Below are 14,950 nucleotides of genomic sequence, written 5' to 3'. Positions count from 1 at the left end.
CACCTTCAATGTTGTGAATACTGATGCATTTTTTCAAATGTAGTAAATAATCCAATTAGTATCCAAAACCATAAATAAATAAAACCTTGATATTAAATACTTTATATATATTAATATAGCGGTTTGTAAAGCTAAAATCTAGTCTTTAAATAATTGGTAACTAATGATTTGGGCTCTGCGATATTGTATTTTGCTGAAGATTAGCTAAATGAAAAAAAACAGATGCCAAAAATTTTAGTTGTTTGCTAAAGAATTAGTACTTTTACTTTATTAAACATTCAACGGACCTTCCTATGCTTAGCACGAACCTAAAATATCTTAGAAAGCAGCTTAACCTCACCCAAGTACAACTTGCGGAGAAGCTGGAGATTAAACGGTCCTTGATTGGTGCCTATGAAGAAGGGCGGGCCGAGCCAAAATTGGCCACTTTAGTGAAAATGGCGCAGGTGTTCAACCTATCAGTAGATGAGTTGATCAATCCAGACCTGCCCAACGTCTCTAAAAACGGTTCTTCTAAGCGCAACGCCAACGTAAAGGTGCTTTCCATTACCGTGGATGCCCAAGACCGCGAGAATATTGAACTGGTGCCTTACAAAGCCAGTGCTGGTTACCTCAATGGCTACTCAGATCCTGAGTTCATGGAGGAACTTCCCAAGTTCCGCTTGCCTATGATCCAGAGCCCCGGCACCTACCGGGCGTTTGAGATAAAAGGAGACTCCATGTTGCCTATCCCTTCAGGGACGGTGATTGTGGGGCGGTACGTAGAGCAGTGGCAGGAAATAAAAGACGGTACCCCTTGTATAGTGGTGAGCCTGCAGGAAGGTATTGTGTTCAAGCGCATTTACCACCAGCAGAAGCAAACCGCCCTTAGACTGCACTCAGACAACCCGAGCTATGAACCTTACGACGTAGCCCTGGATGATATAGTGGAGCTGTGGGAAGCCAAGGCCTATATCAGCACCACTTTCCCGATGGCTGAGATCTCTTTGGACAAACTGACCTCCCTGGTACTTGACCTGCAGCAGGAGGTGAAGAAATTGAAGACCACCAAGTAATCTCAAGGCATTTTTTTTCAGGGTCCGTTTAGAAGCTGTTTTTCAGAAATCAGCCTTTAAACGGACCCTTTTTTTATATAGTAAACCCATAATAAACCTCCGGAGCCTAGGTACGTATTTACGAAGGAACATCAAGACCTTTTCCCATGATCAAAGTGATTCCTGCCGCAGATAGACACCACGCCTCCCACGGATGGCTTGATTCTTACTTTCTGTTTTCCTTCTCAGACTACTATGACATGAACAACGTGCAGTGGGGGCCTTTGCGGGTCTTCAATGACGACTACATTAAAGGAAACAGCGGGTTCCCAGAGCATCCGCACTCTGAGATGGAGATCGTGACCATTGTGCTGGAAGGGGAGGTGACCCATAAAGACAGTCTGGGCAACGACACCGTGATCAGGGCCGGGGAAGTGCAGCGCATGACCACAGGTACCGGCGTGCGCCACTCAGAGCACAACAGTTCAGATAAGGACCTCCACCTGTACCAACTTTGGTTCTTCCCCAACAAGAAAGGGCTTGCCCCCAGCTATGAGCAAAAGGCCATTGATTTCACCGATGAGAAAAACGAGCTGGTGCCGCTGGTGACCGGGCAGAAGGTCTTGGAAGACGTGGTGTACATCAACTCCAATTCCACCATCTATTACGCCAACCTCAAAGAAGGAAAGGAAATTGACTTCAAGACTTTCTCAATCCGGAAGGGATTCATCTACGTGACCACCGGGGAACTGTTCGTGAACGGCATCCAGGTGCAGAAAAATGACCAGGTAAGATCCGCCGATGTGGATGCCCTCCGGATAAAAGCCACCGCAGACAGTACTTTCATCCTCATTGACTTACCGGGCGTAGAAGCAAACTTCTAGATAGAATGCAATATAAACGAACAGCAAAGGCGCTCAGTAAATGGGCGCCTTTGCTGTTTATAGAAACTCACCAGGGTTGCTTTCTAAAGATTGATAGTAGTTTATCCTGTTCATTAGAATTTTTGTTTTTGGCTGGTTTTTGCAAAAATAGCCTCTAAAATGGATGGCAATGAACAGGAAGGTAGAACCATATTTATGCTCATTACCTTATATCCGTATTTCACGTAAGAAGGCATGCCAGCACCAATGATCTGGTTGCCTGCTGTAGCCTTCTTTCTATGCAACATAACCGATACGGCTTCTTTTTATCTTTTCTTTTTCTATTGCTTCTAGCCAGTCCAAAAGAGGGAAAGGCCTATGGTGTGTTAACGCACCAGGCCATTATTGATGTGGCCTGGGAGCCTTCCATTGTGCCCATCTTAAAGAAACGGTTTCCCGGGGTTACACAGGAGAATTTGCGTAAAGCTCACGCCCATGCCTACGGTGGGGCCATTATTCAGGACATGGGTTATTACCCTTTCGGGAACACCTTTTTCACTGACCTAACCCACTATGTACGCAGCGGTGATTTTATTATTGCCCTGCTGGAAGAGGCGCATACCCTAGAGGAATACGCCTTCGCCTTAGGCGCCCTTGCCCATTACTACGCCGATAACTATGGTCACCCCATAGGCACTAACCGGTCCGTGCCGCTGGTGTACCCCGAGATGAAGGCGCAGTATGGCAATTCAGTTACCTATGAGGAAAACCCTGTCGCGCACATAAAAATGGAGTTTGGCTTTGATGTTCTGCAGGTGGCCAGGGGAAATTACGCTCCAGAAGCCTACCATGATTTCATCGGGTTTGAGGTAAGTCAAGAGTCCCTGGAGCGGGCTTTCAAAAAAACTTACGGATTGGAGTTGAGCAGCTTGTTTGTAAGCCTGAAGCTTACCATCGGGACCTTTAGGAGGTCGGTGAGCACTTTGATTCCCAGCCTTACAAAGGCCGCCTGGAACCTGAAGGAATCAGATATCAGAGCCAGCAAACCAAGCGTTACCCGTAAGCAGTATTTGTACCGTATCAGGAAAACAGATTATCACCAGCGCTGGGGTCGGGAATACCAGGAGCCCAATTTATTTCAGAAGTTCCTGAGTTGGCTCCTGCGGGTGCTGCCCAAAATTGGGCCTAACCGCACTTTCGCTTTTAAGCCGCCTACCCCAGAGGCCGAGAAGTTTTTCATGGAGAGTTTCAATGCCACCTCCAAACACTACAGCCAGGGGTTGCAGAACTTACCTATAACAACTTCCACACTCCAGAACACAGACCTTGACACCGGAGACCGCAGTGCCGTTGGCAAATACGGGAAAGCCGACAAAACGTACGCTGAATGGCTCAGGAAACTGGATAAGGAAGGCTTTGCCTCCCTAAGACCAGAATTGAAACAAAACCTATTAACCTTCTATGCCAAAGCCAAGAATCCTCAGACCTCGGATAAAAAAGCAATACAGGAATGGGAACAAACCCAGGAGTTGTTGGCTAAACTAAAAGGTCAACAAGTGAATTGATAAAAGAGGCAAATTTAAACTATTTGTATTGAAATATAAATGGTGATTAAATGGTTTATTTACCTGTTTTTATTTATAAATATATAAAATTAAATTAATGTTAAATGGGGTTGTTGATGTTGATCTATAATTCAATATTGTGATTAATTATTTGTAGGTTTTTTTGAAATAAACGATTTTTTTTGGCTAAGCAATGGCTTGTGTAAAAATTAAAACCTCGTAAAATATTGCTTATTAACCCCTTGGGGTATAGTAATAAATATTTATATGTGGTTTATCTACATGAGTATTTAACCTGAATTGTGATAATTACTTCAAAAATTTAAAATTTATACGTGTTAAATTCCGTATTTAAGTTGTGAGTCATAGGGTGTTAATTAATTGTCCAAGCCCTTATAATCTTACTTGTTAACTTTTTTAAATTTAATTAGGTAGGATTATGAAGAAGAAATGGATTACATTCCTGATGGCTCCCGTGTTTGTAGCGGGGGTGTCCCTGGCATCCTCTTGCGATGATGACGATGACAGCGACACTTCAGGAACAACAACAGGTACTACCACCGGAACCACCTCAGGTTCTACCACGGGTACCACTACCGGCACTACGACGGGCACGACAACGGGTACCACTACAGGAACCACCACTGGCACCACTACCGGTTCAACCGGAACAACAAGCACTACTTCAGGAACCACAGGAACAACTACTGGTACTACCGGAACTACAAGCGGTACAACTACGGGTACCACCGGCTCAACCGGTACTACCAGCGGTACTACTGGCACCACGTCCGGCACTACGGGAACAACTACAGGTAGTACCGGTACTACTGGTTCAACTACTTCTGGTACAACCACTGGTACAACAGGAACTACTAGCGGTACTACCGGTACTACTAGCACCACATCCGGCACTACGGGAACAACCACAGGTACCACCTCAGGTACCACTACTGGCACAACAGGTACCACCACTGGAACGACAGGTACTACTACCGGAACAACCACGGGTACTACTACCGGAACCACAACTGGTACTACCTGATTCAATTGCTGTTTTTTCTCTGGACGATTTACTCATGCTAAGCAGAGGTAAATTGTAAACCATAGGAAAAATTGTGGTGGAGTCCTCTTTGGTAAATACCTTACCCGCATTCTCATTGATAAGGAGAATGCGGGTAAGATCTGTGCTTTTCTATTCATAGACCCTCCCGGTTGGTACTTTAAACTCGTATATCTATAAGGATAAGCGTTCAAATGTAAATTGGGAAGGATCATGAAAAAGAAATGGATTTCATTCCTGATTGCCCCCGTTTTTGTAGCTGGTGTGTCTTTGGCACCTTCATGCGACAATGACGACGACGATTCTTCAGGAACAACAACAGGTACTACCACTGGAACTACCACTACAGGCACAACCACCGGTACTACCACAGCGACGACCACAGGTTCAACTACCAGTACAACCTATACTACTAGTACCACCTGATTTATTTGGTTCTTAACTTCAGAGGCAGAACAGAAGAGGCAGCCACCCAAATGACTGCCTCTTCTGTTTTAGAATACTGGAAAAGATTCCTATTGTAAGTTGATGGCTATAGACTCTTGGTTACAATTCCTCCAGATTTTCTTCTTCCAGAGGCTGGGCATTGAGCAGAGGCTGAGTCTCAAATAAGCTGGTGGCCACGTTAGGGGCATTTTGCAGCCACTGGGTTTCCATGGTCTTGCTGGTGCGGGCGCCCAGTTTTTTAAGTAATTCCACTTTCTTCAGCAGGTTTCCGTTGCCTTCAGACAGTTTATTCATGGCGGCGTGGTACTTCTGCTGGCTCCTGTCCAGGTTCACCCCAATGTCTTTCAGGTCTTCCAGGAAATTGGCGAATTTGTCGTAGAGCTTGCCGCTTTCCTCTGCTATGCGCAGTACGTTGCGCTTCTGGTTTTCCTGTTTCCAGACACTAGCCACGGTGCGCAGGGTAGCCAATAGGGTGGAAGTGGTCACAAACACTATGTTCCGGTCCAGGGCTTCCAGGAAAAGGTCGCGGTCCTGCTGAATGGCCAGGTTAAAGGCCGGCTCAATAGGAATGTACATCAGCACAAAATCAGGTGACTGGATGCCGTGCAGGTGTTGGTAGTTTTTGCGGCCCAGGTCAGTGAAGTGGGTACGGAGCGCCTGAATGTGGCTCTTCAGGTGCAGTTGCTGCTGGATTTCATCCTCGCAGTTGCAGTACGCGTCATAAGCAACCAGACTCACCTTGGAGTCAATGATGAGGTGTTTGTTGTCGGGCAGGTCAATGATCACATCCGGGCGGAAGATCTTGGCTTCATCGTGCTGCAGCACCTGCTCGCGGCGGTAGTGCACATCGCGCTCCAGGCCAGATTTTTCCAATAGGTTTTCCAGCAGGTATTCGCCCCAGTTGCCCTGGGCTTTCTTTTCGCCCCGCAGGGCTTTGGTAAGGTTAATGGTGTCCTGGCTCATCTGCTGGTTCAGGCTGGCCATGTAGGTGATCTGTTCTTTGAGCGAGGTGCTGTCTTTCAGCGTTTTCTCATAAGTCTCCTCCACCTTGTGCTCAAATTCCTTGATGCGCTCTTTCAAAGGAGACAAAACCTGCTCCAGGTTCTCAGCAGAGGCTTTCCTGAAATGCTCGGCGTTGGTCACCAGTACCTGGTTTGAAACCTGCGTGAATTGCTGCATGAAGGTTTCCCGCAGGTGCGCCAGCTCGGCCCGCTCATCAGAGAGTTTCTGTTTCAGGTGGTAGATGTCGTTCTCGGCCCGGGTAACCTCGGCGTGCAGTTCCATCACCTTGCTGTTCTCCCGGCGCAACTGCTCCTGCAGCTTCTGCATCTCGGCCTGGGCAGCCTCCTGCTGTTTAAGGGCAAAGACGCGGTCGGCTTCCTGGTTCTGCAGGGAGGTTTTCAGCGCAGAAAGTTTCCCCTGGACCAGAAAATAGGTAATGATGCCGCCTACAACAAAGGCGAGCAGAGAAAGGGTTATATCCATAGGAGTGAAGGGTAAGTCAGCAGAATCAACATCTAAAGATAAGACAATAGTGCCCAAGCCTAAAATTTTTCGCAATTAGTAATAGGGTTAGCAAGCGTTTTGGCTGTCTTTAAAGAAACAGCAGAAGATTTTCTCTTTTTAAGCTGTGATAGAGTGGTTACTTCCGGGCGTTTCCGGTATTAACGAATGTACCGGTTCCTCTTCCTGTGACTAGAAGGTTTTGTGCGTATGGCACGTCAAAGTTGCTTCCCCACAGGGAGAGGGAACTGGTTTCTTGGAGGAAAGTAATATATTTTCCGGAACCTGGGATTTTAGCACAACTTTTGCCGTTACCAACGTAAGGCAGAACACTTAACGCTAAAGTCGTAAATTATTGAATGAACGTGTTACTATTTAAAAGGGGAGGAATAAAGCATTTAATCCGGCGCAAGCTGTGGGAACCCATGCTCAATCTGGTGAAGCAAGGCATTACCCCGCACCAGCTTGCGTTGACCATTACCCTGGGCGCCGGGTTTGGCATGGTTCCTTTTCTTGGGCTCACCACCGTTCTGTGTACTTTCTGGGCTATCAGGTTCCGGCTCAACGTGGCTTTTACTATTTTCATTGGCTACGTCATGCAGCCCGTGCAGCTGGCCTTGTATGTGCCTTTCGTGGATCTGGGTCAGTCTATTTTCCCGGTAACGCCCATTCCTTTCTCTTTGGAAAAACTCACCACCATGTTCCAGGCAGATTGGGTTACCGCCCTGCAGCAGCTCTGGATTGCGAACCTGGTAGGTATTCTGGCCTGGCTTCTTTGTTTTATTCCCTTCGGGCTGGCCATGTATTTCTCTAGCCGCACGGTATTGCACCGCCTGCTGCCGGTACGGCAGGTGGCGTAGCATTTAGCGCCTGTTTTCTGCCAATCGGACATTAATCTTTTTGCTTTCCGCTTACCTATAAGCACCTGGCTTTCCAATGGAAGGTTGGTGGTTTATACCCTATTTCGGCTCCGGGCTGTTTCATCAGGAACACCGGGGCTTTCTGTGCGTACGCTTTACCAAGGCAAAATCCCTGTCCGGAGGAAAATTCCTCTTCTTTCTCCGGCAGGGGCCATCGTTCTATAAAAAGCAAGGTCATGAGCGCTATTCCGCACGAAAAAGTACTTGACAACTCCCTCAATCTTCTGCTGGAAGGCTTCCCGTTCATTCATAACCGGGTGAAGCGCTTCAACTCCAACATCTTCAAGACCAGGATCATGTTCCAGAACGTGATCTGCCTCCACGGTGTGGAAGCCGCCAAGGTGTTCTATGACCCGGATAAGTTTATGCGGTATCAGGCCATCCCAAACCGCATCCAGCGGACGCTGATGGGCAAAGATGCCATCCAGACCATGGACGGCGAAGGGCACCTGCACCGCAAAGCCATGTTCATGTCTCTGATGACACCTGACAGCCTGTATAAGCTCAACCGACTTCTGACGCAGCAATGGCAGGCGGCCATTCACCGGTGGGAGCACATGGAAGAGGTAGTTTTGTTTGAGGAAACTCAGGACCTGCTTTGCCGCGTGGCCTGCGCCTGGACCGGCGTTCCGTTGATTCAGGAGGATGTGCGGCGCCGGGCCAGCGATTTTGCCGCCATGGTAGATGCTTTCGGGGCGGTTGGTCCCCGGCATATGCGCGGCAGAATAGCCCGTAAAAGGGCCGAGGCCTGGATAGAAGACGTCATCGAAAGAATCAGGAACGGGAAACTGAAGGTACCGGAGAATTCACCGGCCCATGTCATTGCCTTCCACCGTGATATTGAAGACAAGCCCCTGGACGTGCACATGGCGGCCGTGGAGTTGATCAACTTGTTGCGGCCCATTGTGGCCATTGCCTGGTACATCACTTTTGGTGCGGTGGCGCTGCATGAACACCCGGTGGCGCGCCGGAAAATTGCCGAGGGCGAGGAAGGCTACGTGGAGATGTTTGTGCAGGAGGTGCGGCGGTATTATCCTTTCGGGCCGTTTTTAGGAAATCGGGTCAAAAAGGATTTCACCTGGGGCGGACACAAGTTCAAGAAAGGCACCCTGGTGTTCCTGGATATGTATGGCACCCTGCATGATGAGCAGATCTGGGAGAACCCCGATGAGTTCTACCCGTACCGTTTCCGGGATTGGGACGGAAGCGCATTTAACTTTATCCCGCAGGGCGGGGGCGACCATTTCACGGGCCACCGCTGTGCCGGCGAGTGGGTGACCATTGAGGCCATGAAAGTGTCCATGGTTTTCCTCTCCAGGTACATGGAGTACGAGGTGCCAACCCAGGACCTGAGCTTCAGCCTGGAGCGAATGCCCACTTACCCCAATAGCAAGTTCATCATGCGCAACGTACGCGCCGTAGAACACGCCGGGGAGGGAGATGTGAACCAGCTTTCCAAGTGCCCCTTCCACCACAGTTAAATTGCCCGTACATATTTACCCGAAGAGCTCCTGCCGCCCTCCTGGCAGGAGCTCTTTGTTTTAAGCTAGTTTTAGCTAAATCAGCATTGAAACGGCTCGCCCTTAAACCTGAACCAAGGACTTCCCGGCTTGCCCTAATGGCCCATTTGCTTTTGGTAGATTTGACTCCCTGATTATAGGCTGATCGCTTAAGAAAGACTTCTAATCCTTTACAGGAAGATTTCTCCACCTCCATTTTTATTTCCTCTGTTTTCCTACCCGAAGCTGCTTTAAGCCTATTTTCTTGAAGGAAGAGTCAAAACTAAATTTTCATTAGGAATAGGGTAAAGACAAGCGTACTCTGTCTTAATCTTACAAACCTTAAATAGGTGTATGTTGATCTTTGCTTCAACTGAAATTGCAATAAAAAAGAAGTAAAAGGTTATATAAAAGGCGTTAATAAGGAATTTTGTTATTCCAAATGAAAGCTTCTGCCAAGTTGAAATCAGCGGTGCTAAGCTGCCTCTTGGGTAGCGTGTGAGAGCGGAAAAGTGTACAGTTTTTATCCTTAACAGAAACCAAATGCAATTGCAGAAAACCATTTTGTCAAAGCCGGTTCCAATGATCGGGGTGTTGGGAGGGACTCTCCTGGCCATTCACTACTTTTTACACCTGGCGTACGGGGTGCAAACTGGCAAAATCCTCTGGGATGACATGGGCAGCCCGTTAGGTGTTATTGACGGGTCTCTGTTCACGGCGGCCTTTGCCACCATTGATCTGACCCTGATTGCGCTGGCCATGGCCTATTACCGGCAGTTGAACGGGCTTAAGTTTGGCGTACTGTTCTTCGGGATTGTGGCGCTGCTGGGAGCCATGACCGGTTTTGTGGCCGTTACGTTCTGGCACATGATCCCGTACGTGATGCCTATAGCCTGCCTTACCATGTTCATCAGCGCCATTCTGCTGGGCATTGCCACCTTGAAGGCGCGTCTGCTGCCCACCTGGGTGCGGTTTGGCCTCATGGCTTTCGGTTTGTTCACCGCGCCACTGGGTTTCGCACTGCCCAAAGTACTTTCAATGCTGCCTACCTATGCCACCTTTGAAATGCACTTCCTGCCATCGGGCTTACTGTGGATAGCCATGGGCTTGGCAATGGCCCTCCAGCGCCGGAAACAGCTTCAGGCCATCAAAGACTACTATGCGCCAGCCTACCAGGAACCAGCCACCAGAATATCGCAATCTTAACTAGCCTCGGGCGCAAATGCTTTTATAGGCGCAGTATTGGCAGGTTTCCAGGTCATTCGTTTTCCTGATGGGTTCCTCGGGGTTAAGCATGTGCCGCACCAGGTCCTTGAGCAGGCGTTCAGAGGTCTCCATGAAATCGGCGGGCTCGCCTAAGGCATCCACAAACGGGAGTTCTGAGGTGAGCACCCCGGCGCCCAGGTTCCGGAAAGAGATAATGCCCGCCTCAAAATCATAGCTGGCTTTGGGCAGGTTCAAGACTTTGCTTTCCAGCAGGCTGCCTTTCTGGATCTCTTTGGCCAGGATGTAACGGTAGAGCCAAAGTTGACGCACTTTGTCCAGGTGGCGGTCATGCAGGAGGGTGCTTTCCAGGTCTTCGGGGTTTACTTTGAGATTGCGGGCTTCCACTTTGCCGGTTTTATAGTCAATCACGCGCAGGGTGTGGCCGCTAAGGTCAATGCGGTCAGCCTTCCCGGCGATGCGCACGGGCACTTTCTCTCCCGATGGGAGTTTCACCTCCAGCTCGGTAAGGAGGGTTTCCTCCAGTTGCAGGATGTAGAGCGGCAGTTCCTCAGAGTCCCGGAGGCCTTCCAGGTAGCGGGTCAACAACTGCACGGCCACCTGGTACAGAATCAGGTTCATGCCCTGTTCGGGCAGGTTGCCCAGTGTCCCGCGCTTAAACTCCAGTTGTACCTTCTTGGGCAGGCCCGCCAGCATCTGGTTCACGTCGGCTACCTCAATGGGCCGCGCCTCCTCAGCAAAAGGTCGGAAATAATCCTCCAGCACCTGGTGCACAATCGTCCCGAAGGTATCGGCGCCTACAAGTTCATCTATCTCGTCTACTTCCTCCAGTTTGGCAATGCGGCTGAAATAATACTGCAGCGAGCAGTTCACGTACTGGTTCAGGTGCGAGGGGTACAGGCCGCGTTTGAGCTGCTCTTTGAGTTTGTCCAGCACCTCACCATCTTTCTGGATGATGATGTCCGGCTCGTACTCCTTCGTGTCCAGCTGTTCCACCACGGCCGTCATTTCCCGGAAGGTGATGTTGGGGTTGCGCGGCGCCAGGTCATGTTGCAACTGCAGGATAAAGCGGCTCCTTTCGCCCGACCCGTAGGTGTCTGATGGCAGCACGTACAGCAGGTTCACGCGCTTGGCTCGCTGCAACAAACGGTAGAAGTAATAAGAGGTAATGCTCTCTTGTTCAGAGTAGGTAGGCAACCCGAAGGTGCGCAGCACGTCATACGGGAAAAGCGAGTGCTGCTTCTTGGGCTGAGGCAGCACGTTCTCGTTTACGCTCAGGATGATGAGGTTCTCAAAGTCCAGGGCGCGGGTCTCCAGCATCCCCATGACCTGCGTGGGAGAGATGGGTTCGCCGCTGAACGGGAGCTTGGTATTGCCGATCTGCTCATACAGGAACTTCTTGAAACTGCGCACCGAAATCTTGTGCTCGCGGCAGTCAAATAAGGTGTCCAGCCGCTTGACAATGGTGTAGAGAATGAACAGGTACTCGGTTTCAATGGGGTTTTCAGACTCCACGCGGTAAATGCGGCCTAGCGCATCCACCAGATGATAAAGCGAGTCAATGAGATCGTTGCAATCGTTCCAGGTTCGGAAGAGGGTGATGAACATGGGATGCTCGCGGCCTAGCCGAATGATCTCCTCGGCGGTGAGCAAGACACTGTTGCGGGCCACCATCTCGTCCAGCACGTGCTGGAAAAGGTCCAGGTCCACCTCGCGCTCCGCGATGCTATTCAGGTACTGTTCATAACGTCGCAGGAACGGGTGCTGCAGCAGTTTGGTGACGGCCAGGTGATGGTAGCGGTTCACCTTGTAACCGGTATCGGTGGGCTGCACCACACCCGTGAGGTGTACCTCGAAGAGCAGGTCTATGAGGTTGAACAGCGGCGTGCCTTTGAAGGACAGACCCATGGTCACATTGTAGTCCGTGACCTCGTCTGAGATAGAGTGCAGCACGGGCAGGAGCAGGGTCTCATCGGGCATCACAATCGCGATCTCCGCCGTGGGGTCCTGCTGGCGGATCTCGCGGAGCAACTGACCGGCAATCTTGCCCTGCATGCTGGCGTTGGCCACCCCGATGGCGTTGATCTCCTTCGTATCGGTTAAGAGCAGGTTCTGCTGCCAGTTCCACTCAGGCAGCGGCCATTTGGCTTTGTAGCGTTTGAGGAAATGACCGGCGCGTTTCTCAGCCTCCGGGCTCATGTAGTAGTCATCGGAGTCGAAGAAAACCTCGGCTTTGCCGGCTTCCAGCAGCGTCTGAATGATCTTCTGCTCGGCTTTGGAGAGCGCGTTCAAGCCCACGAAGATGTACCGGAAACAGCCTTTCTCACTTCTAGCAATGTCTTTGATGCGGTCGGCTACCATCCTGAAAGCCATGCCGGTATAGGCCTGGTTGTCTTTCTTTAGTTTCTCCTGCAGGGCGTGGTAGGTACGTTCCAGGTTGCTCCAGAGCTGGAAGTACTGCTTCACGTTGGCCGTGGGCACGCTGCTGCCCGGCTTGGCCGGATCCCAGCGCTCCAGCGCCTTGGCTTCGCTCACGTACTCAAATACTTCGTGGGCGTTCACCAGCTCCATGTCCATGCGCGAGAAATCCTCCAGCAACGTGGCACTCCAGCCCACAAACTGGTCAAAGTCCAAATGCGGATCAAAGCGCAGCATGAGGTCATACAGGTCCAGTTGCAGGTGCAGCGGCTCCAGCACCTCCACGTTGGCCATGTTGCAGACAAACTCCTCCATGGAATAGATCTGCGGCGACCAGATACCGGTAGGGGCGGCCTGGGCCAAAGCGTTTTTGAAGTACAACGTGGCACGGCGGGTAGGAAGCACAATGCACAGCTCACTCAGTTGATCGGTGTAGGTCTGGTAAATATGTTCAGCGGTTTGCCGCAGGAAAGATTGCATGGAGCAGGGTAGTATTTGGTTTGGATAAAGAAGCAAGATACGACGTTTTCAGCCCGATTTTCTCAAAACAAGCCAGAAACATGGCCGCGGGTACCTCATCAGGATAAATACTAATGCCGATGGTGGATTGAAACCTAATGTACTCGTAAAAGGCAAGGGAACAAGGAAGAGAAGACTATGAGCCGATTCGCCATTTCAGATATTCACGGATGTTGCAAGATTTTCAGGTACATGGTGGAGCAGGAACTGAAACTGCAGAAAACTGATACCCTTTACCTTCTGGGCGATTACATTGACCGCGGCCCTGATTCAAAAGGCGTCATTGACTTCATCCTGGATCTGCGGGAAGGAGGCCATCAGGTCATTACCCTCTGCGGAAACCACGAAGACATGATGCTGGACGCCCGCAAAGATCCGGAGTACCCCGAGGATTGGTTGTATAACGGAGGCGTACAGACCTTGAAAAGCTTCGATACGCTCTCGCTGGAAGCAATCCCCGAGAAGTACTGGACCTTTATGAATGAACTGCAGATGTACGTGGAGCTGGACGATTACCTGCTGGTACACGCCGGATTTGACTTCTCCCATGATTATCCGTTTGATGACACCTATTCCATGCTCTGGATCCGGGACTTTGAACCTGATCTCAAGATGATGGGAGGGAGACGCATTGTGCACGGGCATACACCCACCTATTTAACCGAGATTGCGGCCTCGGTTAAAAAGCCGGCTCCTGATATCATCAACATTGACGGCGGCTGCGTCTTCACCTCCCGCTTAGGTTACCTCACAGCCCTCAACCTGGACACCCTGGAACTGCACGCCCTGAAGAACCGGGAAGACGCAGACACCTTCGCTTAAGCGCTTATCTCCGTTTCAGTGCCTTTATTCCAAAAACACTCCTGAAACAGTTTACAGGCAAAACCCAGAACCATTAAATCATTAAACGGGAAAGCTGTACCCGCCCAGAATCCGTAAAATGACTTTTACCACTATTTCGCAGGTTATGAGTCGTTACGCCATTTCAGATATCCACGGATGCCTTAAAACTTTCCGGTATCTGGTGGAAGAGGTGATCAAGCTAAAGTACCGGGACCGGCTTTACCTGCTGGGCGACTACATAGACCGTGGACCGGATTCCAAAGGCGTGCTGGACTACATCATGAAACTGCAGGACAACTTCCGGGTGCAAGCGCTCTGCGGAAACCACGAGGACATGGCCATGAAAGCCCGCGACAATTCCATTTACCACACCTCCTGGATGTTCAACGGTGGCAAAGAGGCCCTGAAGAGTTTCCGGGCCCAAAAGATTGAGGACATTAGGCCCATGTACTGGGAGTTCATGACCCAGCTGGAGCTCTACATTGAACTAGACGATTACCTGCTGGTCCATGCCGGCTACAACTTCTCTATCACAGACCCCGCCACTGACCGGCACACTTTAATGTGGTCCCGCGATTTTGAGGTAGACAAACGCAAATTGGGCAACCGGAAGATCGTTCACGGCCATACACCCATCACCCTGGACCAGATGAAAGCCTCCCTGGTAAAACCCGTCCCAGATGTCATCAACATTGACGGCGGCTGCGTCTTCAAAGGCAGAATGGGCTACCTCACCGCTCTAAACTTGGATACCCTGGAACTGCACACCGTGGCAAATAGGGAAGATTGAAGGGTTTGTTGGAAGTCGTTAAAATTGCGGTGGTAAACGTAGGAGACAAGGCGGTGTGTGGTATCTTCATTTAGTTAATGGTGGAATGCGAGGATCGGCAGGTGTGAACATCCCATTTACCCCATCAAAGGGAATCTTAGGAAGGATAGAAGGGCCGGTGGTAGTAGCGGATTAGCTTTAAACCGATTAAAACCAGGTTTTGAGGCTAGCGCCTCACGGCAGTTGCATACTGCCGGTCATAGTAGGTCCAAGTCACAGACTT

The 14,950-nt window shown here is 50.1% G+C and carries 12 protein-coding genes; 10 read left to right on the top strand and 2 right to left on the bottom strand.

Annotated elements, in window-relative coordinates:
* Positions 1–293 precede the first annotated feature (293 nt).
* The 5 genes from J3P34_RS12850 to J3P34_RS12830 all read left to right on the top strand — a co-directional run bounded on the left by J3P34_RS12850 (position 294) and on the right by J3P34_RS12830 (position 4,951).
* Positions 294–1,055, top strand: coding sequence for a LexA family transcriptional regulator (locus J3P34_RS12850; protein ID WP_210489075.1), 762 nt, complete (start codon positions 294–296; stop codon positions 1,053–1,055).
* A 146-nt stretch (positions 1,056–1,201) separates the two neighbouring features.
* The gene (locus J3P34_RS12845) at positions 1,202–1,918 is read left to right on the top strand and encodes a pirin family protein (RefSeq protein ID WP_210489074.1); all 717 of its coding nucleotides are present in this window, start codon (positions 1,202–1,204) and stop codon (positions 1,916–1,918) included.
* Between the two features lie 362 nt (positions 1,919–2,280).
* The gene (locus J3P34_RS12840) at positions 2,281–3,462 is read left to right on the top strand and encodes a zinc dependent phospholipase C family protein (RefSeq protein WP_210489073.1); all 1,182 of its coding nucleotides are present in this window, start codon (positions 2,281–2,283) and stop codon (positions 3,460–3,462) included.
* Positions 3,463–3,901: 439 nt separating this feature from the next.
* The gene (locus tag J3P34_RS12835; protein WP_210489072.1) at positions 3,902–4,507 is read left to right on the top strand and encodes a hypothetical protein; all 606 of its coding nucleotides are present in this window, start codon (positions 3,902–3,904) and stop codon (positions 4,505–4,507) included.
* Positions 4,508–4,726: 219 nt separating this feature from the next.
* Entirely contained in the window at positions 4,727–4,951 is a 225-nt protein-coding gene (locus tag J3P34_RS12830) for a hypothetical protein (protein WP_210489070.1), read from the top strand.
* 120 nt (positions 4,952–5,071) lie between these two features.
* On the opposite strand, the gene J3P34_RS12825 is transcribed toward J3P34_RS12830, so the two are convergent.
* Positions 5,072–6,457 carry a DNA recombination protein RmuC gene (locus tag J3P34_RS12825; RefSeq protein ID WP_210489069.1) on the bottom strand — a complete coding sequence of 462 codons (1,386 nt, stop codon included), beginning with the start codon at positions 6,455–6,457 and terminating at the stop codon, positions 5,072–5,074.
* A 443-nt stretch (positions 6,458–6,900) separates the two neighbouring features.
* Between J3P34_RS12825 and J3P34_RS12820 the strand changes: the two genes are divergently transcribed.
* The 3 genes from J3P34_RS12820 (at position 6,901) to J3P34_RS12810 (ending at position 10,100) form a co-directional block, all read left to right on the top strand.
* Entirely contained in the window at positions 6,901–7,335 is a 435-nt protein-coding gene (locus J3P34_RS12820; RefSeq protein ID WP_210489068.1) for a DUF2062 domain-containing protein, read from the top strand.
* Between the two features lie 236 nt (positions 7,336–7,571).
* Positions 7,572–8,876 (top strand): CYP152 family fatty-acid peroxygenase CypC, encoded by a 1,305-nt coding sequence (cypC, locus tag J3P34_RS12815; protein WP_210489067.1) that lies wholly within the window; start codon positions 7,572–7,574, stop codon positions 8,874–8,876.
* Positions 8,877–9,437: 561 nt separating this feature from the next.
* Entirely contained in the window at positions 9,438–10,100 is a 663-nt protein-coding gene (locus tag J3P34_RS12810; RefSeq protein ID WP_210489066.1) for a hypothetical protein, read from the top strand.
* Here J3P34_RS12810 and J3P34_RS12805 read toward each other — a convergent pair whose 3' ends face one another.
* Positions 10,101–13,016: a PD-(D/E)XK nuclease family protein gene (locus J3P34_RS12805; protein ID WP_210489065.1), complete on the bottom strand. Its 2,916-nt coding sequence runs from the start codon at positions 13,014–13,016 to the stop codon at positions 10,101–10,103.
* Positions 13,017–13,193: 177 nt separating this feature from the next.
* On the opposite strand from J3P34_RS12805, the gene J3P34_RS12800 reads away from it, so the two are divergent.
* Positions 13,194–13,877: a metallophosphoesterase gene (locus J3P34_RS12800; protein WP_210489064.1), complete on the top strand. Its 684-nt coding sequence runs from the start codon at positions 13,194–13,196 to the stop codon at positions 13,875–13,877.
* A 145-nt stretch (positions 13,878–14,022) separates the two neighbouring features.
* Positions 14,023–14,688, top strand: coding sequence for a metallophosphoesterase family protein (locus J3P34_RS12795; protein WP_210489063.1), 666 nt, complete (start codon positions 14,023–14,025; stop codon positions 14,686–14,688).
* Positions 14,689–14,950: the final 262 nt, after the last annotated feature.

The sequence above is a fragment of the Rufibacter aurantiacus genome, from assembly GCF_017916345.1.
GTDB lineage: Bacteria > Bacteroidota > Bacteroidia > Cytophagales > Hymenobacteraceae > Nibribacter > Nibribacter roseolus.
Note: the sequence above shows the minus strand (reverse complement) of the source record. Positions and strands in the feature narration are given on the sequence as shown.

Excerpts from the sequence above, each read along its gene's own strand:
- J3P34_RS12850 (WP_210489075.1), top strand. The coding sequence starts at position 294 with ATGCTTAGCACGAACCTAAAATATCTTAGAAAGCAGCTTAACCTCACC.
- J3P34_RS12845 (WP_210489074.1), top strand. The coding sequence starts at position 1,202 with ATGATCAAAGTGATTCCTGCCGCAGATAGACACCACGCCTCCCACGGA.
- J3P34_RS12835 (WP_210489072.1), top strand. The coding sequence starts at position 3,902 with ATGAAGAAGAAATGGATTACATTCCTGATGGCTCCCGTGTTTGTAGCG.
- J3P34_RS12825 (WP_210489069.1), bottom strand. The coding sequence starts at position 6,457 with ATGGATATAACCCTTTCTCTGCTCGCCTTTGTTGTAGGCGGCATCATT.
- J3P34_RS12820 (WP_210489068.1), top strand. The coding sequence starts at position 6,901 with ATGCTCAATCTGGTGAAGCAAGGCATTACCCCGCACCAGCTTGCGTTG.
- cypC (WP_210489067.1), top strand. The coding sequence starts at position 7,572 with ATGAGCGCTATTCCGCACGAAAAAGTACTTGACAACTCCCTCAATCTT.
- J3P34_RS12810 (WP_210489066.1), top strand. The coding sequence starts at position 9,438 with ATGCAATTGCAGAAAACCATTTTGTCAAAGCCGGTTCCAATGATCGGG.
- J3P34_RS12805 (WP_210489065.1), bottom strand. The coding sequence starts at position 13,016 with ATGCAATCTTTCCTGCGGCAAACCGCTGAACATATTTACCAGACCTAC.
- J3P34_RS12800 (WP_210489064.1), top strand. The coding sequence starts at position 13,194 with ATGAGCCGATTCGCCATTTCAGATATTCACGGATGTTGCAAGATTTTC.
- J3P34_RS12795 (WP_210489063.1), top strand. The coding sequence starts at position 14,023 with ATGAGTCGTTACGCCATTTCAGATATCCACGGATGCCTTAAAACTTTC.